Origin of the sequence: Parachitinimonas caeni (assembly GCF_030129945.1) — a bacterium.
In the GTDB taxonomy this organism is placed as follows: domain Bacteria; phylum Pseudomonadota; class Gammaproteobacteria; order Burkholderiales; family Chitinimonadaceae; genus Parachitinimonas; species Parachitinimonas caeni.
The window spans coordinates 86,820-113,512 of the sequence record NZ_JARRAF010000002.1 but is presented as its reverse complement, the minus strand read 5'-3'; the positions used below and the strand labels follow the sequence as shown (position 1 = coordinate 113,512).

Here is a 26,693-nt window from a genome sequence, read left to right as displayed (position 1 = left end):
CTGTTGACGATTCGTTTTCGCAAGCAAACGTCAACAGCGCCCGGCCGCCGAGGACACTTCATATACCGATCATGAATTGTCCTCGGCGCCGGGTGTGATGGATTACTTATTGAGCTGATGCCACAGATAGGTGTAAGCCACGCCGTTCATCAGGGCGCGCTGGGCATTGTCGGCGGCACCGCCGTGGCCACCCTCGATGTTCTCGAAGTAGCTGACGGGTTGCCCCATTTCCAGCATCTTGGCGGCCATCTTGCGGGCATGACCAGGGTGAACCCGGTCATCCTTGGTGGAGGTCGCAAACAAAGTCGGAGGGTATTTCACGTCCTGCTTCAGGTTGTGGTACGGCGAGTACTTCGAAATGTAAGCCCATTCCTCCGGCTTGTCCGGGTTGCCGAACTCACCCATCCACGATGCACCGGCCAATAGCGTGTGATAACGGCGCATATCCAGCAGCGGCACCTGACATACCACCGCGCCGAACAGGTCTGGGCGTTGCGTCAGCATAACGCCCATCAACAGGCCGCCATTGCTGCCACCCATAATGCCGAGCTTCTTCGGCGAGCTGACACCACGCTTGTGCAAATCTTCAGCAATCGAGATGAAGTCATTGTAGGCAGTTTGGCGTTTTTCCTTGAGCGCGGCTTCATGCCAGCGCGGGCCGAACTCGCCTCCGCCCCGGATATTCCCCAGCACATAGACGCCGCCTTTTTCCAACCAGGCTTGGCCTACCGTAGCGCTGTAGAAAGGTGTCTGCGGCACTCGGAAGCCGCCGTAGCCATACAGTAGCGTCGGGTTGTTGCCATCGAGCTTGATGCCTTTGCGGGCGATGACGAAGTAGGGCACCCGTGTACCATCTTTCGAAGTGGATTCGTATTGCGCCACCTCGTAGGGGCTGGCATCGAAGAAGGCAGGCAGCTGCTTGAGCTTCTCACGCTTGTCCTGGCCGGCTTGGGCCAGGTACAGCGTAGTGGGGGTCAGGAAGTCGGAAAATGTCAGCAGATAATCGTCCGAGGCTTCTGTGTCCACGGCATGTACTTCCAGATTGCCAAATGCCGGCGTCTCGACACTGCGTCGCCACCATTGATCTTTTTCCAGCCGCCATTCATAGAGCCGGCTTTTCACGTTATCGAGCACTTCAATCAGCACATGCTTGCGGGTGGCCGTCATTCCGCCCAGGGATGTGCGCTCGGTCGGTTCGAACAGGGCGGTGAACCGGCGCTCGCCGGCCTGATAGCGTGCAAAATCAATCACCAGCACGCTACCGGCCGGATAGGTGCGGTCCGCAGCCTTATAGTCGCTTTTTACATTCAAGATCAGCTGATTGCCGATAAAGCTGATCTGGGCATCCTTGGGTTTTTCGATCTTGACCTGCTTGCCTTGCGTGACCAGAAACTCCTCGCTCTCCCAGAAAGTGACGGCACGGTGCAGGGTCAGATAGTGCTGGCCTCGGCTGAAGTGATGGGCTGCCGAGACCGAAACATCGCTTGCCTGGCCTTCAAGTACGGTTTCGGCCGCAGTCAGGGGGGTGCCGCGCTTCCAGCGCTTGATGATGCGGGGATAGCCTGAGTCGGTCATCGAGCCTTTGCCGAAGTCGGTTCCGATGTACAGCGTATCGCGGTCGATCCAGGTGGTATCCGATTTCGCTTCAGGCAAGGCGAATCCATCTTTGACAAAGGACTTGCTGGCCAAATCAAATTCGCGCACGACAGCAGCATCCGAGCCACCACGGGACAGGCTGATCAGACAACGATCATTTTCCGGTTCACGGCAATTGAAGCCGTGCCAGACCCAGTTTTCCCCCTCCGACTTGGCCAGTGCATCTAGGTCGAGCACGGCTTCCCACTTGGGTTTGTCCTTGCGGTATTCGGCTAGCGAGGTACGGCGCCAGACGCCTTTAGGATGCGCTGCATCCTGCCAGAAGTTATAAAAGAATTTGCCGAGCTTCTGGACCGAGGGAATGCGGGCCGGAGAGTCATAAACCGAAAGCAGACTTTTCTGGAGCTTGCCAAATGCGGGGTCGGTTTCCAGCTGATTCAGGGTTTTCCGGTTATGGGTTTTGACCCAGTCCAAAGGCTTCTGGCCCTCGATTTCTTCCATCCACAGATAAGGATCATCGCCGGGGGCGGCCAGGGCCGTGCCAGCCAGCAGAGCAGCCGTTGCAATCAGGTTTTTCATTTTTCGTTGTCTCCGGGGGAAAGTCGGCCAGTTTAGCGGGGGTGGAGCGAGGTTGAAATGCGTTTTGCGGTGGTGTCGTTCGGATGGCGGATCAGGCATCAATGGCTTGATTTCAGCGAATACCCCGGCAAGTCAGGCCAAGGGTGCGCAGAGCGCACGGCTAGCGTCTTGGGTTTGACAGATCAACTTACTAATAAGTAAATTTTGCCTATGTCTAATTCGCGTACCGATACCCGCAAGCAGATTCTGGATTGCGCCGAAACCCTGATGCTGTCGCGTGGTTTCAATGCTTTCAGCTACCAGCATATTTCCAGCCAGCTGGGGGTAAAAAATGCCGCTATTCACTACCACTTTCCCAGCAAGACGGATCTGGGCGTGGCGGTGATCCAGCGTTTTCGTCGCCGTTTTGCCCGTTGGACCGAGCGTGAGGGCCAGCTGACGGCTGATCCATGGATGCGCCTGGAGTGGTATTTCGACCTGCTGGGTCGTTACTACGACGATGACCAGAAAATTTGCCCTACCGGCATGTTGTCTGCGGAATTCCATGCCCTGCCCGAGCCCATGCAGGCGGAAGCACAGGCTTTTGCACTGGGGTTGATCAATTGGGGCGGCGATATCCTGCGCGACGGTGTTGAACGGGGCTATTTCCGCTTTCCGGGCAGCGTAGCGGATAAAACCCTGCAGATATTCGCAGCGCTGCAGGGCGCTTTGCAATTGGCACGCGTACAGCCAGCTGCGCTGGAAGCGGTCATCAAGCAAATCCGCCTTGATCTGGGCGCGCGCTGACAACCTGCAGGCCGTTCCCCGTCGGCCTCTGTGCCAATACCGGCTTGGTGAGACCGGACATGAAACGTCAATAGAGCCTATGTCCCGAGAAGGAAAATCATGACCCCGTTTGAAAATCGCATGACCCGGCAAATCGCCAAATTCGACCGCTTTCCTGGTTTTATGCGCCAGCGTCTGATGTCCTGGGCTTTTGGCAAAGTCATTAAATTTGCCGGGACCGCCGGCGTCAGCTTTGATGTGGTGACGTCGGAAGAGGTGGTGGTCAGCATCGCGAATGCCTCCAAAGTCCAGAACCACATTAAAGGCGTACATGCGGCAGCTATGGCACTGCTGGCCGAAACGGCGACGGGTTTCTGTGTCGGTATGAACCTGCCGGATGACAAGCTGCCGCTGATCAAAAGCCTGAAGGTCAATTATCTGAAGCGTTCGCAAGGCAGTATGCGTGCCGTAGCCCGTCTGACTGAAGCGCAGCGGCAACAGATTCGCACCGAGCCCAAGGGGGAGGTGCTGGTGCCGGTAACGGTGACCGACGAGTCGGGCGAGTCACCCATTACCTGCGAAATGCTGTGGGCCTGGATTCCCAAGAAAAATTGAGCATCTTGCTGGGTGCTGTTGCCGGTTCATTCTCGATCTGAAAATGAAATGTCAACAAAGTCTGGCTGCCTATAATCGAATCAACTTGAATAGAACCCTTTCCTATCCCTCTCTGGAATTGCCAAACGCCATGCCGATACCCACTTTCAGTACTCTTGAGCTCAAGCTCGAAAATCACACGGCCAGCATCAACCTCAATCGCCCCGAAAAAGCCAATGCGATGAACGACGCGATGTGGCAGGAGTTGCGTCAGGCCTTCGTCTGGGCGGATCGAACCCCGGGCGTGCGAGTCGTGGTGCTGTCGGGCAATGGTGACAATTTCTGTGCCGGCATTGATCTGTCTTTATTGATGAGTGTGCAGGCCGCCGTAAAGGATGAGTGCCTGGGCCGGCAGAATGAAAAACTGCATGCCCTGATTCTGGATCTGCAGGATTGCCTGACCGCTTTGGAGCGATGTCGCAAACCAGTTCTGGCGGCGATACATGGCGCCTGTGTTGGCGGTGGCCTGGATCTGGTGGCGGCAGCCGATATGCGCTATTGCACTGAGGATGCTTTCTTCCAGATCAAAGAGATCGATATGGGCATGGTGGCCGATGTCGGTAGCCTGCAACGCTTGCCCAAGCTGATCGGCGATGGGCGGTTGCGTGAACTGGCTTACACCGGCCGTCGCATGATGGGCGAGGAGGCTGAGCGGATCGGGCTGGCCAATAATGTCTACGCCAACCGCGACTCGATGATTATGGATGTGCTGGAAATCGCGGCGACCATCGTGGCCAAGTCACCGCTGGCGATTCGCGGCAGCAAAGAGATCATCAATTATTCCCGAGATCATTCCGTGGCCGACAGCCTGCGCTATGTGGCAGCCTGGAACTCCGGCATGCTGGTGTCGAAAGATCTGGAAGCGGCTGCCATGGCCACGCTCACCAAGACCACCCCACACTTCAAGGATTGATCTGTGGGGGCGCGGGGGCTGTATCGCCCCTTTGCGTCCCCAGGCCCGACGTAACACGATCTGGCAACAAAACGTCAACAGAGCCTAGGGAAATCCCGCGTTCAGATCAATTGAAAAGCCCCTCCTTTGCAGTCACCATGAAGTGATTGCACCCTGCCTGCGTGTCACACCATGCCGCCCAATCGAAAAATCTCCTGGAAGACCCGCGCACTTTGGGCATTGCCCAATTTGTCGATGCTGTTGTTCCTGTTGTCGGTGGGGGCGTTGCTGGTTTACATGCAGCGCAACGAATCCGAGTCAGGGCGCGAGCGTTTGCTGGAAGATCTGCTGTGGCAGGAACAGGCGCTCCGGCATCGGGTGCAGATTCATCAGAATTTTTTGGCGGATCTCGGGCGGGATTTTGCCAAGTCCAATCTATCGGAAGTCGGATTCTACGCGGCGGCCACCTCCAAGGTGGATGACGCACCCGAGGTGGTTGCCGTTGCCTTATCCGATGAATACGGCGATTCGCGCTGGAGCTACCCCGCAGGAAGTCTCGACCCGATCCGTAATATGCCGGCGGCGATTGAACCCATACAGCGCTCGGCCCGGATTGGCATGGCCGGTACCACGCCGGTTTTCGACCTGCCGGGGGTTGGGCCTTGTATTGCCGTTGCGCAGCCCTCGCTCTCGCGCAAGGAATCGCTGGGGGCATTTGTCGCCATCATTTCCTTGAAAAATCTGTTGCGACGCCAGGTGCCCTGGTGGATTGCCGAGCGCTATCAGATCGGCGTGATCGACATCGAGGGGCGGACCGTTGCCGAGACGTTTGAGCAGCGCACGCCCGAGGGAGCGTTGTCGCACGATATTGCGTTTGATCCCCCGGGTTATGGATTGCGTTTGCGGGCAACCAGCTATCGCACCAGTTCGTCCGTTCTGCAGAACCTGCTCTATCTGGTGCTGGCCGGGGTGAGCATGCTGATGGTCTGGTCGGTGTGGGCTTTGCGTCGGCATATGCGAGTCCGGCTGGAGGCTGAGCAGGCACTGCAGCGGGAAACCAGTATGCGGCGTGCCATGGAGAATTCCATGGTGTCCGGGATGTGCGCGATTGATCTGGATGGTCGCATCATCTATGTGAATCGGGCTTTTTGCGAAATGGTGGGGTGGCCCGAGCGAGATTTGCTGAACCGTACCGCGCCCATGCCATTCTGGCCCGCAGATGCCGTTGCGCAATGCCAGGCGGTACATGACGCGATTCTGGCGGGTGAAAACCCCTACAGCGGCTATGCCTTGCCCTATCGGCGTCGCAATGGGGTGCGCTTTGACGTACGCCTTTATTCGGCACCATTGATTGACGATTACGGCAATCACACCGGCTGGATGGCTTCACTCAATGACATTACTGAATTGAAGATCGAACGTGAGGCCCTGAAAGCGGCCCATGAACGTTTTCTGGCGGTCTTGAACGGGTTGGATGCAGAAGTGGCGGTGACCAACTGCCAGACCGGGGAATTACTGCTATCCAACCAACCCTATGCCGAGGCGTTCCAGCTTGGCAGCCCCGATGGGCCGCTCTGCGCCTTGCCATTTCATCGTATGAGCGATGCAGGCGGGGGGGAGGTGTTCGACCCGATCAGTCGGCGCTGGTATCAGGTGCGACGACGCCAGAGTACTTGGGTGGATGGCCACCGCGTCTGGCTTGATTTCGCCAGTGATATTACCGAACGCAAGCTGGCCGCCGAGCGGGAACGACAGCAGGCTGAAAAGCTGCAGCAGTCTGCCAGGCTGATTTCGATGGGTGAGATGGCCTCCAGCCTGGCACACGAGCTGAATCAGCCGCTGGCTGCGATTTCCAGTTACAGCACGGGGTGTACCAATCTGCTCAAAGGCGGCAACCTGCCGGTGGATGCGTTGGCGGAAGCGTTGGAGAAAATCGGCAAACAGGCACGTCGAGCCGGCGAAATCGTGCGGGGCATTCGCGAATTTGTGCAAAGACGTGAACCAAGACGTACGACCTGCAGTCTGGATGAACTGGTCGATACGGTTCTGCCACTACTGCAGGCGGAGTTTCGCAAGCATGGCGTCAAGCTGATAGACCGTCGCACCCCCATGCTGCCGATTCTGCATGCCGACCGGGTCATGCTGGAACAGGTGATTCTCAACCTGACCAAGAACGCAATCGAAGCCATGGCGGATACCCCGCCAGGCTCGCGTGAAGTGACGATAGAAACCGGGCGTGAAAACGGTCAGCTCATCATCACCGTGGCCGACCGAGGCTGCGGAATCGAGCCAGATCAGCTGGAACGCTTGTTCTTGCCGTTTTACACCACTAAACAGGAAGGGATGGGGATGGGTCTGAACATCTGCCGTTCCATCGTCGAATATCACCATGGCAGGCTGTGGGTTGAACCCAACCCCGGAGGCGGGTCGCGCTTCCGGGTCAGCTTGCCACTCAATAAGGAGATGGCTCATGCCGCCTGAACACCGCATCTGTGTCGTTGATGACGACGAAGCTATCCGGGATGCCCTCAAGTGGTTGTTTTTGTCGCGCGGTCACCGCGTTGAAACTTGCGAAAGCGCTGAGCGCTTTCTTGAACACTATAAACAGGACGACTTTAGTGCCTTGTTGCTGGACTTGCGTATGGAGGGGATGAGTGGCATCGAGCTGTTTCAGATCCTGCAAAAACGAGGCTATTGCCCTCCTACGATCTTCCTGACCGGCCACGGCGATGTACCACTTGCCGTGTCATCACTCAAATTGGGCGCCATCGACTTCATCGAAAAGCCATTTGATGACAATGCGCTGGTTGATCAGGTTGAACGCTGCTTGGGTTTGGATGAAATGCGCCGGGCGGAATATCTGGCACGTAGTGAGCTGGAGAAAAAGCTGGGCGACCTCACACCTCGCGAGCGGGAGGTCATGGAGTTATTCCTGCTGGGCCGGCTCAACAAGCAGATTGCCGATGAACTCAGTATCAGCATGAAGACCGTAGAGGTTCACCGCGCCCGCGTGCTGGAAAAGATGGGAGTCAAGTCGGCTGTCGAACTGGCCTCCCTGGTGCGGGATCATCCCGACTTCAAGCGCTAATCGCGATTGAGGATTCATTGACAAGATCGTATTCCGTCAGCGGGGGAGCGAGTCGATTTTTGGGGCATGGTATTGTGAGGGTTCGCTTGTTTAGCCCGCTAAACCGCTTTCACCCTGCCGCATGCGGTGGTTGGGGCATTCGCCCCTAACCACTCACGGCCTACTCTTTGCTGGTATCTCCCTGCCCCAAGACCAGGCCCGGCGCGACCGGAGACAAAACGTCAACAGCGCCTCGCAAGCCTGAAACCCGACGACGTGTGATCCGGTTGCATAAGGCGCCAGCAAGCCAGAAGTTTGGCCTTGCTGAGCCCGCCCCCTTCTGACACCTTACCTCACAGCTATCGGTTGGCGTGGCAATGTGTCAGCCCCTTTCCACCTTGATTTTATTCGTAACGCTTCGGCTTCATCGCTGGTGGTTTATGCCACGCTATTGCGGAAAGCGTCACAGAAAGTCGGCCTGATTGCAGCGACTTCTCAGCAAACCCGGCATTACCGTAATAAAATGTCGGGTTTGCTTTTTTGGACGGCTCCATGCAGTTGTTCGCTTACGGTCTGAATCACCAGACAGCGCCTATCGAGGTGCGGGAAAAACTCGCCTTTGCGCCTGAACAGGTCGAAAGCGCGCTGGCGGACTTGCTGGAACGCCAGGGTGTACGCGAGGCCGCGATTGTCTCGACCTGCAATCGCACCGAGGTCTACTGCAATGCCCGCGATCCTGAAGGTGCCATGCGCTGGTTGGCCGAGTACCGCCAGCTCGATGTGTCCAAGCTGAACCCGTTTCTTTACCGTTTGCCAGGCCGCGATGCCGCACGCCATGCCTTCCGGGTGGCTGCTGGATTGGATTCGATGGTGCTGGGCGAGGCGCAGATCCTTGGCCAGATGAAGGATGCTGTTCGCGCTGCGCAAAGCGCCGGCGCTTTGGGCATTTTGCTTAATGGCCTGTTTCAGCGTGCGTTTTCGGTCGCCAAGGAAGTACGCACCCAGACGGCGATTGGCGCCAATTCAGTTTCGATGGCTGCTGCTGCGGTCAAGCTGGCAGAACGCATCTTCCCGGATATTGGCGAACTCGCCGTCCTGTTTGTTGGCGCCGGGGAGATGATCGAGCTGACAGCCACGCATTTCGCCGCCCGCAAGCCGCGTCGTCTGACGATTGCTAACCGTACGGTAGAGCGTGGTGCTGCGCTCGCTGCCCAGTTTGGTGGCGAGGCCATCTCTTTGGCGGATTTGCCTGAAAGCCTGTCTGCGTTCGATATAGTGGTGACCTGTACTGCCAGCCAGCTGCCGTTGATTGGCAAGGGCTTGGTCGAGCGCGCCATCAAGCGGCGCAAGCATCGGCCGATATTCATGGTTGATCTGGGGGTGCCGCGCGATATCGAACCTGAGGTCGGGCGGCTATCTGACGTCTATCTCTATAGTGTGGATGATCTTGCTGAGATCGTCAGACAGGGACGGGAAGAGCGACAGACTGCCGTCGCCGCTGCCGAAACCATCGTTGACCAGCATGCAGATGACTTCATGCACTGGATAGATAGCCGTGCGCTGGTGCCCACGATCCGGGATCTGAAAGACCATATTGACCGTATTCGCCGACATGAGCTGGAGCGAGCACACAAGCGTCTGGCCAAGGGGGCGCCTGTTGATGAGGTGCTCGAAGCAATGTCCCAGGCAATGGCCGCCAAGTTCATCCATGCGCCCCTGGCAACCCTTAACGAAGCCGGCGCCAGCCAGCATCCCGAGCTAATCGAGCTGGTGCGTCGCCTTTATCACTTGCACGATCGGAATTAAAAATGAAGCCCAGTATTCTCGCCAAGCTAGCTCAACTTGCTGACCGTCTGGATGAGGTCGGCCATCTGCTGGCGAGCGAAGATGTGACCCGCGATATGGACCAGTATCGCAAGCTCAGTCGCGAACATGCCGAGCTAGAGCCGGTGGTTGCACTTTTCCATGCATTCCAGCGCTGTGAGGCCGATCTGGTGGCAGCGCAGGAGATGTTGGCCGATCCTGAAATGCGTGAGTTGGCAGAAGCCGAGATCAGCGATGGGAAGCTGCGACAGGAAGCGCTGGAGGTGGATCTGCAGAAAGCCCTGCTGCCTAAAGATCCAAACGACGAGCGCAATCTGTTTCTGGAAATCCGTGCGGGCACCGGGGGGGATGAGTCGGCCTTGTTTGCCGCAGACCTGTTCCGTATGTATTCCCGTTTTGCCGAGCGAAACCGCTGGCAGGTGGAGATCATGTCGGTATCCGAGTCTGATCTGGGAGGGTACAAGGAAATCATCGCCCGCATCGCCGGCCTTGGGGCGTACTCCAAGCTCAAATTCGAGTCGGGCGGCCATCGAGTGCAACGCGTGCCTGCTACCGAGACGCAAGGGCGTATCCATACCTCGGCCTGCACGGTGGCCGTGATGCCGGAAGCTGACGAGCTGGAAGCGGTCAACATTAATCCCGCAGATATCCGCATTGATACTTTCCGTTCTTCGGGTGCGGGCGGGCAGCACATCAACAAGACCGACTCGGCCGTGCGTATCACCCACATGCCGACCGGTATTGTGGTCGAATGTCAGGATGATCGTTCGCAGCACAAGAACAAGGCACGGGCCATGGCGGTGCTGGCCGCACGCATTCGCGATGGCCAGGAGCGCGAGCGCCACGCCAAGGAAGCGGCTACCCGCAAGAGCTTGGTGGGGTCAGGCGATCGTTCCGAGCGGATCCGAACCTACAATTTCCCGCAGGGACGGGTGACAGACCATCGCATCAACCTGACCTTGTACAAGATCGACGCGATCATGGACGGCGACCTGTTCGAGCTGTCGCAAGCGCTGGTCAACGAATATCAAGCCGAGCAGCTGGCCCTGCTCGGCGAATAAGCCGGCCCGGCCTTGCGTGGTTGTTGCCGCAAAGTGGCGCGCTTTTCGCCTTGCATCAGGCCCATATCCGACAAAGCGCGATCCGGAAACAAAACGTCAACGGTGCCTAGCAGGAGATCCGGCACCGCCCTGCGGCCTTGGCTCGATACAGGGCAAGGTCGGCAGCCTCAATCAACTGGCAGACTGGCACATCCTGCCATTCGGTATTGCAGGCAATGCCTATGCTGACGGTGACCCATTCCCCCGTAGCGGATTGCGGGTGCGCGAGCTGTTGTGTGGCAACGGCACTGAGCATGGCATGGGCTACCTGCAGGGCGCCGTCGTTATCGGTTTCTGGTAGTACGGCTACAAATTCTTCCCCGCCATAACGGGTGATCAGGTCTGACGCCCGCCGCATGGTGCTTTGCAGGGTGTGGGCAATCTGTACCAGACAGCGGTCACCGGCCTGATGGCCGAGGGCATCGTTGTATTTCTTGAAATGGTCAATATCGACCATCAACACCGCCAGAGGGCGCCTGGCCCGGCGGGCCCGCCCCCATTCGTGCTCCAGATACTCCATCAGGCGGCGCCGATTGGGGAGGTTGGTCAGCGCATCATGATAAGAGTGATGCGTCAGCTGCTCGGCTTGTCGCCAGAGAACCTCCTCGCGGTGAACTGCCTGAGTGACGTCTTCGATCTGCAGCAGACACCAACGACGCTGATCCGGCCCTAGCAGTGGAGCTATACGGATTGCCTGCTGGATGCGTTGCGGCTCTTCATCCGGACGGCTTTGCTGGTATAGATCAAAAGGGGCGCGATGCAGCGACTGTGACAGCACTACCGGAAAGCCCCCGGTTAGAACGCCTTGCACGGATTGCTGCACCCGGCTGCGTGCGAGATAGGGAAAGGCTTCGACAAAATTGCGTCCCAACATCTGCTCCGCAGGCTTGCCAGATTTTTCTTCCAACCAGCGATTCCACAGTGCGATCTGGCCCGAAGCATTGAATACCATGACTCCCAGCTGCAGGCTGTTGACGACCTGACCAACAAAATTGTCGTGATCGGACGTATCTGGGCGGCTGGTCATGATGACTCCCGATTCAACCGGCTCGATGCAAGGCGCCTGTCAGAAAGCGATCCAGGCCGGTTCGCAGGCCATCCAGCGATGAGGTGTCCAGCAAAAAGGCCAAAAAGCCCTTTACCTCGCGCTTTTCCAGCGAAAATGCGATCTGCAGCATCAGGATTTCGTGGCTTTGCTTTTTATCCGGCCTGTCGAGCAGGTCTCGACCGCTACCCAGATGCAAGACCGGTGGGTCGCACTGGATGGCCTCGCCGAAGACATCTGAAAGCGTTGAGATACAGGCATTCAGGATGATGTTGCCGATTTCCGTCAGTGCATCCTGTTCCAGCTCGGTCAGGTAAGACAGCGGCATTGGTTTGCCTATCATCAGGCGAACCAGCTCCAAACTGTTTTCTTCGGGAAACATCACCAGGGCTTCCCCGACAAAGCTGCCGGAAAACGCCTGCGACACGGCGCAGACTTTCTGGTTGAGGTTGGGCACCAGCAGCTGGCCGGCTTCATCGCGTGACACAATCCGCAGTTCAGGAATGTTCAGCAATACCGAGTCATGCAGCAGCTCAGACAAGGCTGATGCGGCATGCCCGACACCGATATTGAACACTTCCGACAGGGCATCAAGTTGCAAAGGCGTGAACTGTATGGCCATTTCACGCCCCAATCAGCGCAAGTGCCTGCTGGATCGTGGCGGCCGTGATGGGCTTCTCCAGAAAATGCACGCTGATGGCTTCTGCACGCTGCCTGACGCTGTTCTGTACATTCGCCGTCAGCATGGTAATGGTGGCAGCGGGTTGACTTGCCTTGATCTGCTCGGCGGCCTCCAGGCCGCTGATACCGGGCATGTTGACGTCCATCATCACTAGATCAAGCGACAGGTCGGCCGCGATCGACAAAGCTTCCTGGCCGTTGCCGGCCTCAAGAATCTCCCAGCCCGGATACTTCTCCTCTATATAGGCCCGTGCCAGCATCCGTGACACCTTGCTGTCATCAACGATCAGTACCCGCTTGTTGTTCGTGCTCACCTTGTTGTCTCCGGTTAGTCAGGCTGCTTGCGCAGGGCTTCGTGGCGCTGCACCAGCTCCAGTCGCAGATTTTTTCGCAGCAGCGCCGCTTCAAATCGTCGCTTTTGTTCGGCATCGGCTGGCCGCAGAGGTGGTACCTCCTGAGAGTGACCATCCACTCCCATTGCAACCATCGTGAAGTAGCAGCTATTGGTATGGCGAGATACGCCGCTGTGAACGTTTTCGGCGATCACCTTGATACCAACCTCCATGGAGGTGCGTCCGGTGTAGTTGACGGCAGCCAGGAAGGTCACCAGCTCCCCCACATGGATAGGTTGGCGGAATACCACCTGATCGACGGATAGCGTCACCACGTAATGCCCGGCATAACGACTGGCGCAAGCATAAGCAACCTGATCCAGCAGACGCAGGATGGCGCCGCCATGCACATTTCCGAAAAAATTGGCCATGTCGGGTGTCATCAGCACCGTCATGGTCAGTTCTTTAGGGCGTTCGATGTCCACACGAGGTGCCTTTACCAAGTCTTACTTTCCAATCATAGGAAATCGACAGGCAAACGGCTGAGAAGACTGGATGAGTGGAGCGGTGTGGCGGGCATAACGCCCGCCAGCGGGGAGATTACATTGACTCAGGTGCTTCAATGCCCAGCATATTCAGGCCGGCAGCGAGGATCTTTGCCGTCAGCGCGGATAGCTTCAGACGGCTTGCACTGATCGCAGGCTCGGCCTTCAGTACTGGGCAGGCTTCGTAGAAGCGCATGAACTGCCCCGACAGTCCGTAGAGGTAGGCTGCAAGAAGGTGTGGCATTGCTTCCCGTCCTACGCCATGCACGACCTCGCCAAAACGGGCCAGTTCAAGCGCCAGATTGCGTTCTGCCGGATCTGCAAGCGCGACGCTGGCATTGGAGAAATCCACTTCCGCCTTCCGCAAGATGCTGCAAATCCGGGCGTGGGCGTATTGCAGGTAGGGCGCGGTGTTGCCGTCCAGGGCCAGCATGGTGTCCCAGCTGAAAACATAGTCGCCGGTACGGTTCTTCGAGAGATCGGCATATTTGACGGCGGCAATGCCAACCGTATGCGCAATTTCCCGCCGACGGCTTTCATCCAGATCGGGGTTCTTCTGGCTGACAACCTCGAATGCCCGGTTTTCCGCCTCTTCCAGCAACTCCACCAACTTGACCAGATCGCCAGACCGGGTTTTGAACGGTTTGCCGTCTTCACCGAGCATGGTGCCGAATGCAATGTGCTCCAGCGACATGGCTGCCGGCGCAAAACCAGCTTTCTTGGCCGCACCGAATACCTGCTGGAAATGCAGACCCTGCCGGACATCGACGACGTACAACACCCGGTCCAGTTGCAGGGATCGGGTCCGGTAACGAATGGCAGCCAGATCGGTCGAGGCATACAGATAACCACCATCACTTTTCTGCACGATCAGCGGTAGTGGTGCACCTTCCTTGTTCTTGAACTCATCAAGGAATACGCACTGTGCGCCTTCTGACTCCTGCAACATGCCTAGTGTCGCCAGATCTGCCACGACCTTGGGCAGATCATCGTTATAGGCGCTTTCACCGCGCACGCTGTCGCGGTCGAGCAGCACGCCCAGCTTGCGATAGACCGCATCACAATGCTCCATCGAAATGGCCAGGAACTGCTGCCAGAGTGCCAGCACTTCCGTATCCCCGCCTTGTAACCGCACCACGTAGTCCCGTGACAGATTGGCAAACTCAGGCTCCGCATCGAACCGCTTCTTGGCTTCGCGGTAAAAGGCTTCCAGATCGGTCAGCGCAAACTCGGCGGAGCCACTGTTGCGTACCTCCAGAAAATGGGCGATCAACATGCCAAACTGGGTGCCCCAGTCACCAACATGGTTCTGGGTGATTACCTCATGACCCAGAAACTGCATGATGCGTGCCAGCGCATCGCCAATGATGGTCGAGCGCAGGTGGCCGACATGCATCTCCTTGGCCAGATTAGGCGAGGAGTACTCAACCATGACCTTTTGCTGCGCCGGCATGGGTACGCCCAGCTTGGTGTCAGTAAATGCCAGTTCGGTTTGTTTGGCCAAAAAAGCTGGCGATAGCCGGATATTGATAAAGCCCGGGCCGGCAATCGACACTTCGTCAGCGATGTCCTTCAGGTCCAACGCGTCCACGACCTTCTGCGCGAGCTCTCGCGGATTCAACTTCAATCGCTTCGCTGCAGCCATGATGCCGTTCGCCTGATAGTCGCCGTATTCAGGTCGGCTGGCGGTTTGCAGTAGGGCAGGGCAGTCAGCAGGTGCGCCTGCTGCCAGCATGGCCGCAGCGCAACGAGAAGTGAGAAGTTCGTGAAGTGTTGTCATAGTTAGATTTCCAATAAAACCAGGCCCTGGCGCGAGCGCGACATGCGGTCGAGGAAGAGCCTAGTCTCGATTTTGTGCGCTGCAATGGGGTGCTGGCAAGTTGCTCAGGGTTCCGTATCGTGCCCGACTAAGCTACCCTCGCGGCCGACAGGCCCGGAACAAGGGTGTAATGCAAGGAATGGATATGGAACACGATGATTACGAACGGCGCTTTGGTGGGGTCGGTCGTTTATTTGGTGATGCAGGCTGGCAGCGTTTTCAGGCGGCGCATGTCTGTGTGATTGGCCTGGGTGGCGTCGGCTCTTGGGCTGCCGAGGCGTTGGCTCGTAGTGCGGTGGGCAAGCTCACGCTGATTGATCTTGATAACGTTGCCGTATCGAATGTTAATCGCCAATTGCATGCGATGAATGGCGAATTTGGCAAGCCGAAAGTGACTGCCATGTCCCAACGGCTGAAGGCGATCAACCCGCGATGCGACATTGTCGAAATCGAAGAGTTTGTGGAAGAAGCCAACTTCGATCGAACGCTGGGTGCTGGCTATGACTGCGTGCTGGATTGCATTGACGGCGTGCGCACCAAAGCAGCGTTGATTGCCTATTGCCGTGAGCGCGCCATCCCTTTGGTAACGGTAGGGGGCGCTGGCGGCCAAGTGGATCCTACCCAGATCAAGGTCTCTGACCTGGCACTGACAATACAGGATCCGCTGCTGGCAAAAGTGCGTGCCTTGTTGCGCAAAAACTATGGCTTCCCACGAGAAGCCAAGCGTAAGTTTGGCGTCGAGTGCGTCTTCTCGACAGAACCACTGCGTTACCCTGAGGTTGCCTGTGAAGTTGACGAAGTACCGCAACGACCCCAAGGGTTGAACTGCGCAGGATTCGGCTCCTCCATGTGCGTAACTGCAACATTTGGCCTGTTTGCCGCAGCGCGGGTGCTGAATCAATTGTCCGCCGGGACTTTGACGGAAAGTTAATTATTTTGACAGTGTGAAATTATGATGCTGTGCTGGTCTGAGTACTAGCTCTGGCGCCGTTTGGCGAGCAAAGTGTGCAAGGCCTGCTTGAGCGGCGAGTCAGGTAATTGCTCGCTGGCGGAACTGAAAGCATTCAGTGCCGATTCGCCAAGTTCCAGATTTCGTTTGGGATTTTTAGCCTGATGTGGCAAGAGCTCAACTTGCATCCGTACCTTGATTGCGCTAACTTCAAGCCCGTTTTTTGCCAGATTTATCAGCAGACGGGTTTCCATCTGCCTGAGTTTGGCGGCCACTGCACTGGATCGGGTTGCCACCACCAGGGTTCCTCCCTCTCCGCCTACAGCTTCAGATAAGCCTTTCAACTCGTCGGGGAGCGAGTCGTTCCATGTTTTTTGCAACTCGCGCAAAGCTGCTGCGAGTTTGCCCAGCCTGGCAAGGTTGGGGGTGCGGTCTATAAAACTTGCAATCTTGCGTGAATGCATGGCGGTGAAGGAGTCAAGTAATCGTGAACATTATCGTTGTATCAAACCGTCTCTCCAAGGCAGTAACCCTGGATGCACGTCATCTGGTGGTCGTTGCTGCGCTGGCATTGTTTGCGGTGCTGGGGATGGTTTCTGCTGCAAGTTGGGCCACATACACCCTTACCCGGCAGTTTGGTTGGCATTTGCCGACATTGTCGGGCTCCGCTGCGGCCAACCAGAAGGAAATAGACGCATTGGCTGTGAAGCTCGGCGAGATTCAAGCCAAATTGGTGCAGCTGGACGGCCTTACCGAGCGCGTAGCGGACAAGTCAGGGGTCGATCCCCGTCCGTTTCTGAGCGGCGAAAAGAGCCCTCGTGGCGGTGCCATGCTACCGGGGCGTCCGTTCAACGTGCACGAGCTTGCAGCGGAGATTGGTCAGACCGCGCGGAGACTGGATGATCGGACTGATCAGTTGAATTTGATTGATTCGTTGCTGTTGGAAAAGCGCATCATGAGCTGGCGGGCGCCCTCCGAATTACCCATGCCATCGGGTGTTCAATCTTCGCACTTTGGCTGGCGAATAGACCCGTTCAATGGTCGGCAGACTTTTCATGAGGGTATAGATTTTATTGGCGATGTCGGCGCCCCCATTCAAGCGGCCGCGCCAGGTACTGTCGTGACGGCAGAATACCACCCTGAGTATGGTAATATCGTCGAAATTGACCATGGCAATGGTTTTACCAGTCGCTATGCACATGCCAGCAAGCTGTTGGTTAAAAAAGGTGATCTCATTGCTGCTGGGCAGCAGGTTTCTCTGATGGGAAGTACGGGGCGGTCAACAGGCCCGCATCTGCATTTTGAGATTCGCTACAAAGGTGTACCTCAAAACCCTTTGCATTTTCTGCAGATGGCTGGAACCCAGAATATAGCGTCGCGCTGATTTGATGAGCCGCTTGAAACTGGGTAGTGGTGCCCCAATCCTTTTGGTGAGCTGGTTGTAAAGCCAAGAATTGTTGGCACGGCGGATCGGATTGCCCGATCCGCCGTGTTTTTACGCCCGCACTAATTGCGGGTATTGATTTTGAATATTTAGATGGGGCGCTAGAGCCCCGACTGAAGAGACCATGATCTCCAACCTGCTAAAGAAAATCTTCGGAAGCCGTAATGATCGGCTGCTCAAGCAATACAGTGCCTCGGTACGTCAGATCAATGCTCTGGAAGGGCAAATGTCTGCGTTGTCCGATGCTGATCTGCAAGCCAAGACAGGCGAATTCAAACAGCGGATTGCCAAAGGGGAAGCCTTGCAGGCAATCCTGCCAGAAGCGTTTGCCGTATGTCGTGAGGCTTCCAAGCGGGTTATGGGGATGCGGCACTTTGATGTCCAGCTGATCGGCGGCATGGTGCTCAATGATGGCAAGATTGCCGAAATGCGCACCGGTGAAGGCAAAACCCTGGTCGCTACTTTGCCAGCGTATCTCAACGCCTTGTCTGGCAAAGGTGTGCATGTTGTTACCGTAAACGACTATCTGGCCACCCGGGATGCTGCCACCATGGGGCGCCTCTATAACTTCCTTGGGTTGTCGGTTGGGGTCAATTTGTCGCAGATGCAGCATCAGCAAAAGGTTGAGGCCTATGCGAGCGACATTACCTATGGCACTAACAACGAATTTGGCTTTGATTACCTCCGAGACAACATGGTGTTCTCAAAGGAGGAGCGTGTTCAGCGTGGCCTGAATTTTGCCGTTGTTGACGAGGTTGACTCGATCCTGATTGATGAGGCCCGTACCCCGTTGATCATCTCTGGTCAGGCTGACGACGATATCGGTCTGTATCACAAGATGAACCTCGTTGTTCCGCATCTGGTCAGACAAGAGACTGAGGAAGGCCCCGGTGATTTCTGGGTAGATGAGAAGGCTCATCAGGTTATTTTGTCGGAGACTGGGCATGAGCATGCCGAAGAGTTGCTGGCAAATGCGGGGATTTTGGTGCCCGGTGATAGCCTGTATGCGGCAGCCAATATCAGTCTAATGCACCATTTGTACGCGGCTTTGCGTGCACATGCCTTGTTCCACAAAGACCAGCATTACGTTGTTCAGGGCGATGAGATCGTCATTGTTGACGAGTTTACTGGGCGGTTGATGCCGGGCCGTCGTTGGTCGGAAGGTCTGCACCAAGCGGTTGAAGCCAAGGAAGGTGTCTCGATCAACAAAGAAAACCAGACACTGGCTTCTATTACGTTCCAGAACTACTTCCGCATGTACTCCAAACTTTCGGGGATGACTGGTACAGCGGATACAGAGGCTTACGAATTCCAGCAGATTTATGGTCTGGAGACTGTGATTATTCCGACCAACCGGCCGATGATTCGCCGGGACATGAACGATCAGGTATTTCGTACTGCTGCCGAGAAATACAAAGCCATCGTTATAGATATCAAGGAATGCCAGCAACGTGGTCAGCCAGTGCTGGTTGGTACTACATCCATTGAAAATTCAGAGTTGATTTCGCAACTACTGAATCAGGAGCAGCTCGCGCATAACGTCTTGAATGCCAAGGAACATGCGCGCGAAGCTCAGATTGTGGTGCAAGCGGGCCGCCCCGGCATGATTACGGTGGCGACCAATATGGCTGGCCGGGGAACCGATATTGTGTTGGGCGGCAATATTGAACCGGATATCAAAGCGATTGAAGCTGACGAAACACTCAGCGGTATTGATAAGCAGCAAAAGATTGAATCTTTGCGGGCTGAGTGGCAGATTTTGCATCAGCAGGTATTGCAGGCGGGTGGGTTGCATATCGTCGGCACAGAGCGACATGAATCGCGGCGTATTGATAATCAGCTAAGAGGTCGTTCTGGCCGTCAAGGGGATTCAGGGTCGAGTCGATTCTTCCTGTCGCTCGAAGATCCTCTGTTGCGTATTTTTGCGTCTGACCGGATCGGCGCTTTGATGCAGAGACTCAAGTTACCAGAGGGCGAGGCTATTGAGTCGGGCATTCTGAGTCGTGCTATTGAGAACGCGCAGCGCAAAGTAGAAGGGCGTAACTTCGATATTCGTAAGCAATTGCTTGAGTACGATGACGTTGCTAACGAGCAGCGCAAGGCCATCTACTCGCAACGCAACGAGTTGCTGGAGTCGAGTGATATTTCCGAAACCATTAGCAATTTGCGAGATGGCTTGTTCGGAGATCTGTTCGATCAGTACCTGCCTCCGCAAAGTATGGAAGAGCAATGGGATGTTGCCGGGCTAACCAAAGCCCTGACCGAATTCCAACTTGCTGTGCCGGTTGCACAATGGATAGAGCAGGATAAAAACGTCGATTTGCCAGAAATCCGAGATCGGGTGATTGCGGCATGTCGAGATGCCTATGCCGCTCGCGTTGAGCTGGCTGGCGTGGAAGTGATGCGCCATTTTGAGCGCGTCATGATGTTGCAGATGCTTGATCAGCATTGGCGCGAACATCTGGCGGCGTTGGATCATCTGCGTCAGGGGATTCATCTGCGTAGCTATGGTCAGAAGAATCCAAAGCAGGAATACAAGCGAGAAGCCTTCGAGTTGTTCTCTGATCTGCTTGAGCGAATTCGCCGTGATGTTGTGCATTTGGCGATGACGGTTCAGATCAGCTCTGAAGCGGATGTAGAAGCGCTGGAGCAGCATGAAGAGCCTTCGATGCAATTCCACCATGCGGATTATGAAGAAGCCTTGGGTGCGACCCGTACCACAAGCATTGGTATTCCGGAGGAAGGGTACGAGAAGATCAATCGTAATGATCCTTGCCCTTGCGGGTCTGGCAAAAAATACAAGCAGTGCCATGGTAAGCTGGCTTAATACTTGCCAGAGTCTCCCAAAGCAAAACGCCACAGCATTGCTGTGGCGTTTTGCTTTGGTGCGAAGCGCATGATCACGGAGAGCCTAGCGTAGCCATTTTTTTCGCCAGAAGAAAATCCCCATAGCGGCAGCCAGAAAGGCCATGAGCGCTAGCACGCCAAAGTAACCCCAACGCCAATGCAGTTCGGGCATGAACTCAAAGTTCATGCCATAAATACTGGAAATAAGCGTCAGCGGCATGAAAATGGTGGTGATGACGGTCAAAAACCGCATTTCCAGATTCAGACGATGACCTTGCGCTGACATGAATATATCGAGCAGACCTGCAATCAGATCTCTCAGGGTTTCCAGCGATTCGATCAGGTGAATGGTGTGGTCATAGACATCTCGTAGATAAAGCTGGGTTTCTTTGCTGAAAAGATCGGGTTCATCCCTCTGCAAGGTATTCAGCACTTCGCGCATAGGCCATAGCGCCCGCTTTAACCCAAGCATTTCCTGTCGCAGGCTGTGGATACGGGTGAGTACTGATGTTTGTGCCTTAACCGAGACCTCATCTTCGAGCAGCTCGATTTCTTCTCCAATGTCTTCCACTACCTTGAAGTAGCGGTCAATTACCTTGTCGAGTAGCGAGTAAACCAGATAGTCCGGGCCGCTGCTGGCGACCTGTGTGCCCCCGACTTTGAGCCGTTCCCTTAGCTCTGTAAAGGTGCCGGTCGGCTTTTCCTGAAATGTCAGTACGAAGTTGCGGCCAAGTACGATGCTGATTTGTTCAGAGCTCAAACAGCGGCGATCATTATCAAAGTGAATCAGGCGCGCCACGATATAGCTGTAGCCGTCATAGACATCGACTTTGGGCCGTTGTCCGGTATTCAGGATGTCTTCGAGTACCAGCGGGTGCAGGCCGAAACGTCGCCCCACCTCTTCCAGCAGGGGAATGTTGTGCAAGCCGTGAATGTTCAACCAGAGATTCGGATGCTGCGGCTGAAAGCCTCGTCCTTGCTCAAGTGAAGTAAAGCAGGTTTCCCGATAGCCATCGTGGCCATACTCGATCAGTGTTGCCAGCGGTTCGCTGGTTTTGATCTCGCCGACATGAACCAGACTGCCTGGAGGGAGCCCGGCCTTCTTCGAGTTATGGCCAACGAGTCGGTGCTTATTGCGGCTCAATTCAAGACCAATGATCAAAATTGGGGGATAGATTGAGGTGGATGCCCACATCGCGCCATTCAGCTGACTCTTGCATCAAGGCGGTATGAGTCAGAGGGTTGGCCGTCAACCAGTCATCAGGTGCTGACAGCGTAAACTTGCCGCGATTCACTTCCAGATGGAGTGCGGGTTGATCATGCTCGATTCGACTGCGGCACATCAAGACTGCAAGGCGTAAGGACAGGATCTGCGCCCACTTGGCATCGGGCAGGTTGGTTCCGAGCTTTTTCAGGCCACCTCGATGCGCCAGTACCAGTTGTGCCAGCCGTGCCTGTTCCTGACTCGAAAAGCCTGGCATGTCCGCATGTTGCAGAATGTAGGCTGAATGCTTGTGGTAGGCAGTGTGGGATACGGACAAGCCAATTTCATGCAGCTTGGCTGCGCGAAGCAGGCCGGGCAGTTCGATCTCGGGGTCGATTGCCAGAGAGCGACAGAGCTGACGGTAAAAATGTTCACAAAGCGCGGATACTCGATCTGACTGCGCCAAATCTACATGGTAGCGCCGTTTGAACTGGGTCACGGTGACATCGCGCATATCCCGTTGATGCTGACGACCCACCAGATCGTAAAGTACACCATCACGCAGGGCGCCAAGGGTAATCGACATCTTTTCAATGCCTAACTCGGCAAAGACGGCGGACATGATGGCAAAACCACCGGGCAATACTGGCCGACGGTCGGGGCGCAGGCCATTGAGTTGAATCGCGTCAAGTTGACCAGCTTTGAGCATGATGGAGCGGAGCTTTTCCATCCCTTCAAGGGTAATGCCGCCGGCTGACAGCCCGTTCAGTTCCATGATGTCAGATAGCGAGCGAGCGGTACCTGAGGTGCCGATAGCGGTTTGCCAGTGGTCACGCTGAAATTCACCAGCTATCGACTGTACTTCATTGCGCGCAGCCAGTTCGGCCTCGCGGAATGCCTGCTTGGTTAGCTTGCCATCGGGAAAATACTTGAGGCTGTAGGAGACGCAGCCCATCAGCAGACTCTCGGTTTTCTGCGATTTGAATTGCTGGCCAATGATGAACTCTGTGGAGCCGCCACCGATATCTACGACCAGGCGTTTTTCGCGTGTCAGCGGCAGGGAGTGCGAGGCGCCCAGGTAGATCAGCCGGGCTTCTTCGCGGCCGGCAATGACTTCGATCGGAAACCCGAGTGCAGCTTCGGCTTTGGGCAGGAATTCAGCGGCATTGCGGGCGACCCGCAAAGTGTTGGTGGCGACAGCGCGGACGCTTGCCGGGTCCATGCCACGGAGTCGCTCGCTGAAGCGGGACAGGGCCGCCAAGGCTTTGGTCTGACTCTTCTCGTCCAGCATACCGCGGTTATCAAGGCCTGCGCCAAAACGCACGGTGTCTTTCAGTGAGTCCAGGGGGTAGATTTGATCATCAACGACCCGGGCAACTTGCAAGCGGAAGCTGTTGGAACCGAGATCGACGGCGGCAATGGTGTTATGTGAGGTCATGACTGGACTCTGGCAACGCGGCAACCTACGAATTGTAGCTGGCGGCAGGCGCTTTGCCTAAGCGCCCGCGCAGGATTTTGCTGCATTGCAAGAAGAGGAGGGGCTGCCTCAGGCATTTTGCGGCTGACTCCCAGAGTGCAACGGGGGTAGCCACAAATGTCCATAGCGCCTAGCCCCTGGCTTCCCGTTCCAGCGTCTCCAGGTCGGAGTGGCGAACATCCTTGCCCTTGACCAGATAAATCACATACTCGGAAATATTCTTGGCGTGATCGCCTACCCGCTCAATGGCCTTGGCGATTTCAATGATGTCGAGCGAGGTGCTGATGGTGCGTGGATCTTCCATCATGAAGGTAATGAGCTGGCGCTGCAGGGCACGGTATTCATCGTCAACCTGTTGATCGGCCCGGGCGACTTCGACTGAGACGGTCGGATCAAGCCGGGCAAAGCCGTCGAGTGACTTGCGCAGCATGGCCAGGGCCAGGTCCGCCAGATGGCGCAGTTCCGGAAAACGGGGCAGATTGATGCGGCCGCTCTCATACAGTTTCTGGGCGCGGTTGGTGATCTTGGTGGCTTTGTCGCCGATGCGTTCCAGATCGTTGATGGCCTTGTTGATCGTCAGCACCATGCGCAGGTCGCTGGCCGCGGGCTGACGGCGGGCAATGATGTGCATGCAGGCATCGTCGATTTCCAGCTGCAGGGCGTTTACCCGCTGTTCGTTGTGGTGGACCTTGGCGATCAGGTCGGCATCGTTGGTGGATAGGACGTCCATGGCATCGGTGAACTGTTCTTCGACCAGTCCGGCCATCAGTAGAACGCGCGCGCGTGCTGCTTCAAGTTCGGCATCGAATTGTTTTGAAATATGTTCTGACATGAAGTGCTCCCTCTATTTGGTGGCGCGTTTCTTTTCTCTGTGCAAACCGCCGAGCCTAGGCTCTGTTGACAATTTATTTTCGGATCGCGTTTCGTCGGATTTGGGCCTGGTGCAAGGCGAAAAGTGCGCCGCTTAGTGGTAAGCCGTGCGGTTTTTAACACCGCAGCAGGCCCAAATCCGGCGAAACCCTCCGGGCCGGGTCGATTTTTGGGGCATGGTGTCGTTAGGGATCGCTTATTTAGCTCGCTAAATCGCGCTCACCCTGTCTAACCCTGCCCCAAAACTCGGCCCGGCGCGACCGGAAACAAAGCGTCAACAGAGCCTAGCATTGCTACATGAAGCCCTTATTGCAACCCGGCAGTTCAGGCAAATAGCCTATCAGTGTGTCTTGACGCCGTCCTTGGTGCCCAGCAGTACGATGTCAGCCGGACGATGGGCAAACAGGCCATTTGTCACAACACCCACAATCTCATTGATTGCGGACTCAAGCTTGTTGGCTTCGGCAATCTGCAGGCCGTGTACATCAATAATGATATTGCCGTTATCGGTTACTGTGCCTTCGCGGTAAACCGGATATCCACCCAGCTTTACCAGCTGGCGGCCGACATGGCTGCGCGCCATCGGAATCACCTCTACGGGGAGGGGGAATTTACCGAGGATATCGACCCATTTTGACTCGTCGGCAATGCAAATGAACTTCTCCGCTACCGCCGCGACGATTTTCTCGCGGGTCAACGCTGCGCCACCGCCTTTAATCATCTGGCGGTACTTATTGACCTCGTCGGCGCCGTCCACATAAATCGACAGTTCGCTGATGCTATTGAGGTCATACACAGGAATACCGTGCTGCTTGAGCCGTGCGGCGGATGCCTCGGAGCTGGCGACGGCACCATCAATCCGATGCTTGATTTTGGCCAGTTCGTCGATAAAGAAATTGGCGGTCGAACCCGTCCCTACGCCAACAATGGTGCCATCCTGCACAAACGAGATGGCGGCGCGGGCAACGGCTTGCTTCAGTTCATCTTGGGTCATGGTTTAGACAGTCTTGGGTGGATTGGTAGGCTGATCGTTGTAAATGTTACCGGCTTTAGCGGCGTCAGACGAATGTGCAGCCAGCACTTTCAGGCGGCTTTCTGCAGTTGCCGCACAAATTTCTCGATGCCGGCCAGCAGCATTTCGATCGCAATGGCCGTGAGAATCAGTCCCATCAGCCGTTCGAAGGCCATGGTGACCTTTTCTCCGAGAAAGTCGGCGATTTTTTCTGAAAAGCCAAGCACAACAGCGGCAACCAGCATTGCCACGGTCAGCGCGCCTATCCATTCGTAAAGCCTGTGCGGTTCGCGTGATACCAGCAGCAGCACGGTTGCAATTGCAGATGGGCCGGCGATGAAGGGAATGGCCAAAGGCACCAGAAAGGGCTCGCCATGCGCTTCATGTCCCCAACTGCCCTCGGGATGCGGGAAGACCATTTTCAATGCGATCAGAAACAGAATGACGCCACCGGCAATGCCGAGTGAGGTGTCCGTCAGGTGCATCAGGTTGAGAATCTTCTGGCCAAAAAAGATAAAGAACAGCAATAGCAGGAAGGCAAAAAACACCTCCCGCACAATGATGCGGCGACGACGCTCGGGCTTGACCTGCTTGAGCAGGCTGACAAACAGCGGGATATTGCCGAGCGGATCGGTGACCAGAATCAGCAGGATGGTGGCTGAAACGAAAGAGGATGTTTCCATGCAGTGCTCCGACGGCCCGGCCGGGGGCCTCTTCCCGAACTATAGGCGGTCACTTGAAGGATTGATGGGGGGCGGTGCTGCCAGTGCTTAGGCCGGGAGTAGCCGTTGCACCCAGTTGGGCAAGGCAAACACGGCGCGATGGGTGTCGCCATTGTAGTAGTCGAGGCCGCAAATGCCCCGCTCCTGCAGAATGGCTTCCACGGCCTCTGGGCTTAAGGCTCGTGGGTCCGGACCGCGCGACGCAATCAGCATTCCCCATAGGCCGCCATATAAGGCAATGGGGACCAGATAGGGTCGCACCAGCGAAAATTGTTGTGCCAGTACGGCAATGCTGGCTTGAAAACGTTGCGGATGGAATTGTGGGGAACCGATATGCAGGCACAGCAGGCCATTCGGGCTCAGGTGCTGGTGGCAGGAGGCATAAAACGCGGGTTGGTAGAGGGGCAATGCGCAGCCTTGCGGGTCGGTCAGATCGAGAACGATCAGATCAAATTGCTCATGACTGTTGGTCAGATAGGCAAGGCCGTCGCCGATCTGGATGTCCACGCGGGGGTCATGCAGTGCGCCGTGGTGGATTGCCGCAAAGTGCTGCAAAGCGACATCGATGACAACGCCGTCGATCTCTGCCAGAACGATGCGTTCAATGCCCGGATACTTGAGCAGCTGACGCACCGAACCCCCGTCGCCCCCACCAATTACCAGCGCCTTGCGTGGATTCGGGTGGCTGACAGCCGCCGGGTGGATCAGGTTTTCGTGATAAAAAAACTCGTCGGCCTCCGAGCTCATCAGGCAGCCATCAAGCCGGAAAACCCGACCAAAGGCTGGGGTATCCCGTACTTCGATTTGTTGGTATGGCGTTTGTATGCAGGCCAGTGGCGAGCTGGCCCGAAAGGTCAGGGCGATGTCATCGGTCAGCCATTCGTGGATCAGCTCGGTATCGCGCATGGCTGCCCCCGTTTAATCTGCTGGGTTTCGACTTCGGCAGGTTGGAAAGCCTGCTGTAGCTGGTCTAGCAGCCAGCGTGCCTTGCTGCTGTTATCGGTCGTGAAATTGCAGACGAAGACATCCAGTGACACATAACCATGTTCCGGCCAAGTATGAATGGCCAGATGGGACTCTTTCAGTACGATGGCGCCTGTAGCCCCGACAGGCTCGAATTGATGAAAGTGCTGGCCCACCAGACTCAGACCGGAGCGGCGAACCAGATCAACGCAGAGTTCACGTAAGGCTGCTGCATTATCGAGCAGGCGTTGATTGCCTTGGCACTGGTGAAATTCCGCCAGTAAATGGATTCCTTGCATTGCCATC

24 protein-coding genes are annotated in these 26,693 nt (G+C 56.2%); 10 read left to right on the top strand and 14 right to left on the bottom strand.

Going from position 1 to position 26,693, the window contains the following annotated elements:
* Positions 1-102: 102 nt before the first annotated feature.
* Positions 103-2,175, bottom strand: a complete 2,073-nt coding sequence (locus PZA18_RS02170; RefSeq protein WP_284099139.1) for a prolyl oligopeptidase family serine peptidase — start codon at positions 2,173-2,175, stop codon at positions 103-105.
* A 210-nt stretch (positions 2,176-2,385) separates the two neighbouring features.
* Here PZA18_RS02170 and PZA18_RS02165 point away from each other — a divergent pair, with 210 nt between their 5' ends.
* The 7 genes from PZA18_RS02165 (at position 2,386) to prfA (ending at position 10,438) form a co-directional block, all read left to right on the top strand.
* A complete protein-coding gene (locus PZA18_RS02165) occupies positions 2,386-2,961 on the top strand; it encodes a TetR/AcrR family transcriptional regulator (protein WP_284099138.1) in 576 nt (191 codons plus the stop codon).
* Between the two features lie 99 nt (positions 2,962-3,060).
* Positions 3,061-3,555 carry a DUF4442 domain-containing protein gene (locus PZA18_RS02160; RefSeq protein ID WP_284099137.1) on the top strand — a complete coding sequence of 165 codons (495 nt, stop codon included), beginning with the start codon at positions 3,061-3,063 and terminating at the stop codon, positions 3,553-3,555.
* Positions 3,556-3,685: 130 nt separating this feature from the next.
* Positions 3,686-4,507 carry a crotonase/enoyl-CoA hydratase family protein gene (locus PZA18_RS02155; RefSeq protein WP_284099136.1) on the top strand — a complete coding sequence of 274 codons (822 nt, stop codon included), beginning with the start codon at positions 3,686-3,688 and terminating at the stop codon, positions 4,505-4,507.
* Positions 4,508-4,678: 171 nt separating this feature from the next.
* A complete protein-coding gene (locus PZA18_RS02150; protein WP_284099135.1) occupies positions 4,679-6,967 on the top strand; it encodes a PAS domain-containing sensor histidine kinase in 2,289 nt (762 codons plus the stop codon).
* Positions 6,957-7,574 (top strand): response regulator transcription factor, encoded by a 618-nt coding sequence (locus tag PZA18_RS02145; RefSeq protein WP_284099134.1) that lies wholly within the window; start codon positions 6,957-6,959, stop codon positions 7,572-7,574. The genes PZA18_RS02150 and PZA18_RS02145 overlap by 11 nt, the downstream gene beginning before the upstream one ends.
* Positions 7,575-8,105: 531 nt before the next feature.
* Positions 8,106-9,359: a glutamyl-tRNA reductase gene (gene hemA, locus PZA18_RS02140; protein ID WP_284099133.1), complete on the top strand. Its 1,254-nt coding sequence runs from the start codon at positions 8,106-8,108 to the stop codon at positions 9,357-9,359.
* Between the two features lie 2 nt (positions 9,360-9,361).
* Positions 9,362-10,438 carry a peptide chain release factor 1 gene (gene prfA / locus PZA18_RS02135; protein ID WP_284099132.1) on the top strand — a complete coding sequence of 359 codons (1,077 nt, stop codon included), beginning with the start codon at positions 9,362-9,364 and terminating at the stop codon, positions 10,436-10,438.
* 106 nt (positions 10,439-10,544) lie between these two features.
* On the opposite strand, the gene PZA18_RS02130 is transcribed toward prfA, so the two are convergent.
* The 5 genes from PZA18_RS02130 to argS all read right to left on the bottom strand — a co-directional run bounded on the left by PZA18_RS02130 (position 10,545) and on the right by argS (position 14,860).
* On the bottom strand, positions 10,545-11,504 hold the full coding sequence (locus PZA18_RS02130; RefSeq protein ID WP_284099131.1) for a GGDEF domain-containing protein: 960 nt from the start codon (positions 11,502-11,504) through the stop codon (positions 10,545-10,547).
* A gap of 13 nt (positions 11,505-11,517) precedes the next feature.
* Positions 11,518-12,144, bottom strand: a complete 627-nt coding sequence (locus PZA18_RS02125) for a chemotaxis protein CheC (protein ID WP_284099130.1) — start codon at positions 12,142-12,144, stop codon at positions 11,518-11,520.
* Between the two features lies 1 nt (position 12,145).
* Positions 12,146-12,517 (bottom strand): response regulator, encoded by a 372-nt coding sequence (locus PZA18_RS02120; protein WP_284099129.1) that lies wholly within the window; start codon positions 12,515-12,517, stop codon positions 12,146-12,148.
* 14 nt (positions 12,518-12,531) lie between these two features.
* Complete coding sequence (locus tag PZA18_RS02115; protein ID WP_284099314.1) at positions 12,532-12,990, bottom strand: acyl-CoA thioesterase; 459 nt, start codon at positions 12,988-12,990, stop codon at positions 12,532-12,534.
* A gap of 145 nt (positions 12,991-13,135) precedes the next feature.
* Entirely contained in the window at positions 13,136-14,860 is a 1,725-nt protein-coding gene (gene argS, locus PZA18_RS02110) for an arginine--tRNA ligase (RefSeq protein ID WP_284099128.1), read from the bottom strand.
* A gap of 178 nt (positions 14,861-15,038) precedes the next feature.
* Between argS and tcdA the strand changes: the two genes are divergently transcribed.
* Positions 15,039-15,830, top strand: a complete 792-nt coding sequence (gene tcdA / locus PZA18_RS02105) for a tRNA cyclic N6-threonylcarbamoyladenosine(37) synthase TcdA (protein WP_407951171.1) — start codon at positions 15,039-15,041, stop codon at positions 15,828-15,830.
* Between the two features lie 44 nt (positions 15,831-15,874).
* On the opposite strand, the gene PZA18_RS02100 is transcribed toward tcdA, so the two are convergent.
* Positions 15,875-16,312 (bottom strand): DciA family protein, encoded by a 438-nt coding sequence (locus PZA18_RS02100; protein WP_284099126.1) that lies wholly within the window; start codon positions 16,310-16,312, stop codon positions 15,875-15,877.
* 23 nt (positions 16,313-16,335) lie between these two features.
* On the opposite strand from PZA18_RS02100, the gene PZA18_RS02095 reads away from it, so the two are divergent.
* Positions 16,336-17,232 carry a M23 family metallopeptidase gene (locus PZA18_RS02095; RefSeq protein ID WP_284099125.1) on the top strand — a complete coding sequence of 299 codons (897 nt, stop codon included), beginning with the start codon at positions 16,336-16,338 and terminating at the stop codon, positions 17,230-17,232.
* A 184-nt stretch (positions 17,233-17,416) separates the two neighbouring features.
* The gene (secA, locus tag PZA18_RS02090) at positions 17,417-20,119 is read left to right on the top strand and encodes a preprotein translocase subunit SecA (protein WP_284099124.1); all 2,703 of its coding nucleotides are present in this window, start codon (positions 17,417-17,419) and stop codon (positions 20,117-20,119) included.
* 84 nt (positions 20,120-20,203) lie between these two features.
* On the opposite strand, the gene corA is transcribed toward secA, so the two are convergent.
* The 7 genes from corA to speD all read right to left on the bottom strand — a co-directional run bounded on the left by corA (position 20,204) and on the right by speD (position 26,686).
* On the bottom strand, positions 20,204-21,283 hold the full coding sequence (gene corA, locus PZA18_RS02085; protein WP_284099123.1) for a magnesium/cobalt transporter CorA: 1,080 nt from the start codon (positions 21,281-21,283) through the stop codon (positions 20,204-20,206).
* A gap of 1 nt (position 21,284) precedes the next feature.
* On the bottom strand, positions 21,285-22,781 hold the full coding sequence (gene ppx, locus PZA18_RS02080; RefSeq protein ID WP_284099122.1) for an exopolyphosphatase: 1,497 nt from the start codon (positions 22,779-22,781) through the stop codon (positions 21,285-21,287).
* 169 nt (positions 22,782-22,950) lie between these two features.
* Positions 22,951-23,652 carry a phosphate signaling complex protein PhoU gene (gene phoU / locus PZA18_RS02075; RefSeq protein WP_284099121.1) on the bottom strand — a complete coding sequence of 234 codons (702 nt, stop codon included), beginning with the start codon at positions 23,650-23,652 and terminating at the stop codon, positions 22,951-22,953.
* Between the two features lie 378 nt (positions 23,653-24,030).
* Complete coding sequence (gene rpiA / locus PZA18_RS02070; protein WP_284099120.1) at positions 24,031-24,684, bottom strand: ribose-5-phosphate isomerase RpiA; 654 nt, start codon at positions 24,682-24,684, stop codon at positions 24,031-24,033.
* An 89-nt stretch (positions 24,685-24,773) separates the two neighbouring features.
* Positions 24,774-25,385, bottom strand: coding sequence for a MarC family protein (locus PZA18_RS02065; protein WP_284099119.1), 612 nt, complete (start codon positions 25,383-25,385; stop codon positions 24,774-24,776).
* A gap of 87 nt (positions 25,386-25,472) precedes the next feature.
* Positions 25,473-26,330: a polyamine aminopropyltransferase gene (gene speE, locus PZA18_RS02060; RefSeq protein ID WP_284099118.1), complete on the bottom strand. Its 858-nt coding sequence runs from the start codon at positions 26,328-26,330 to the stop codon at positions 25,473-25,475.
* Positions 26,312-26,686, bottom strand: a complete 375-nt coding sequence (speD, locus tag PZA18_RS02055) for an adenosylmethionine decarboxylase (protein ID WP_284099117.1) — start codon at positions 26,684-26,686, stop codon at positions 26,312-26,314. The genes speE and speD overlap by 19 nt, the downstream gene beginning before the upstream one ends.
* Positions 26,687-26,693 lie beyond the last annotated feature (7 nt).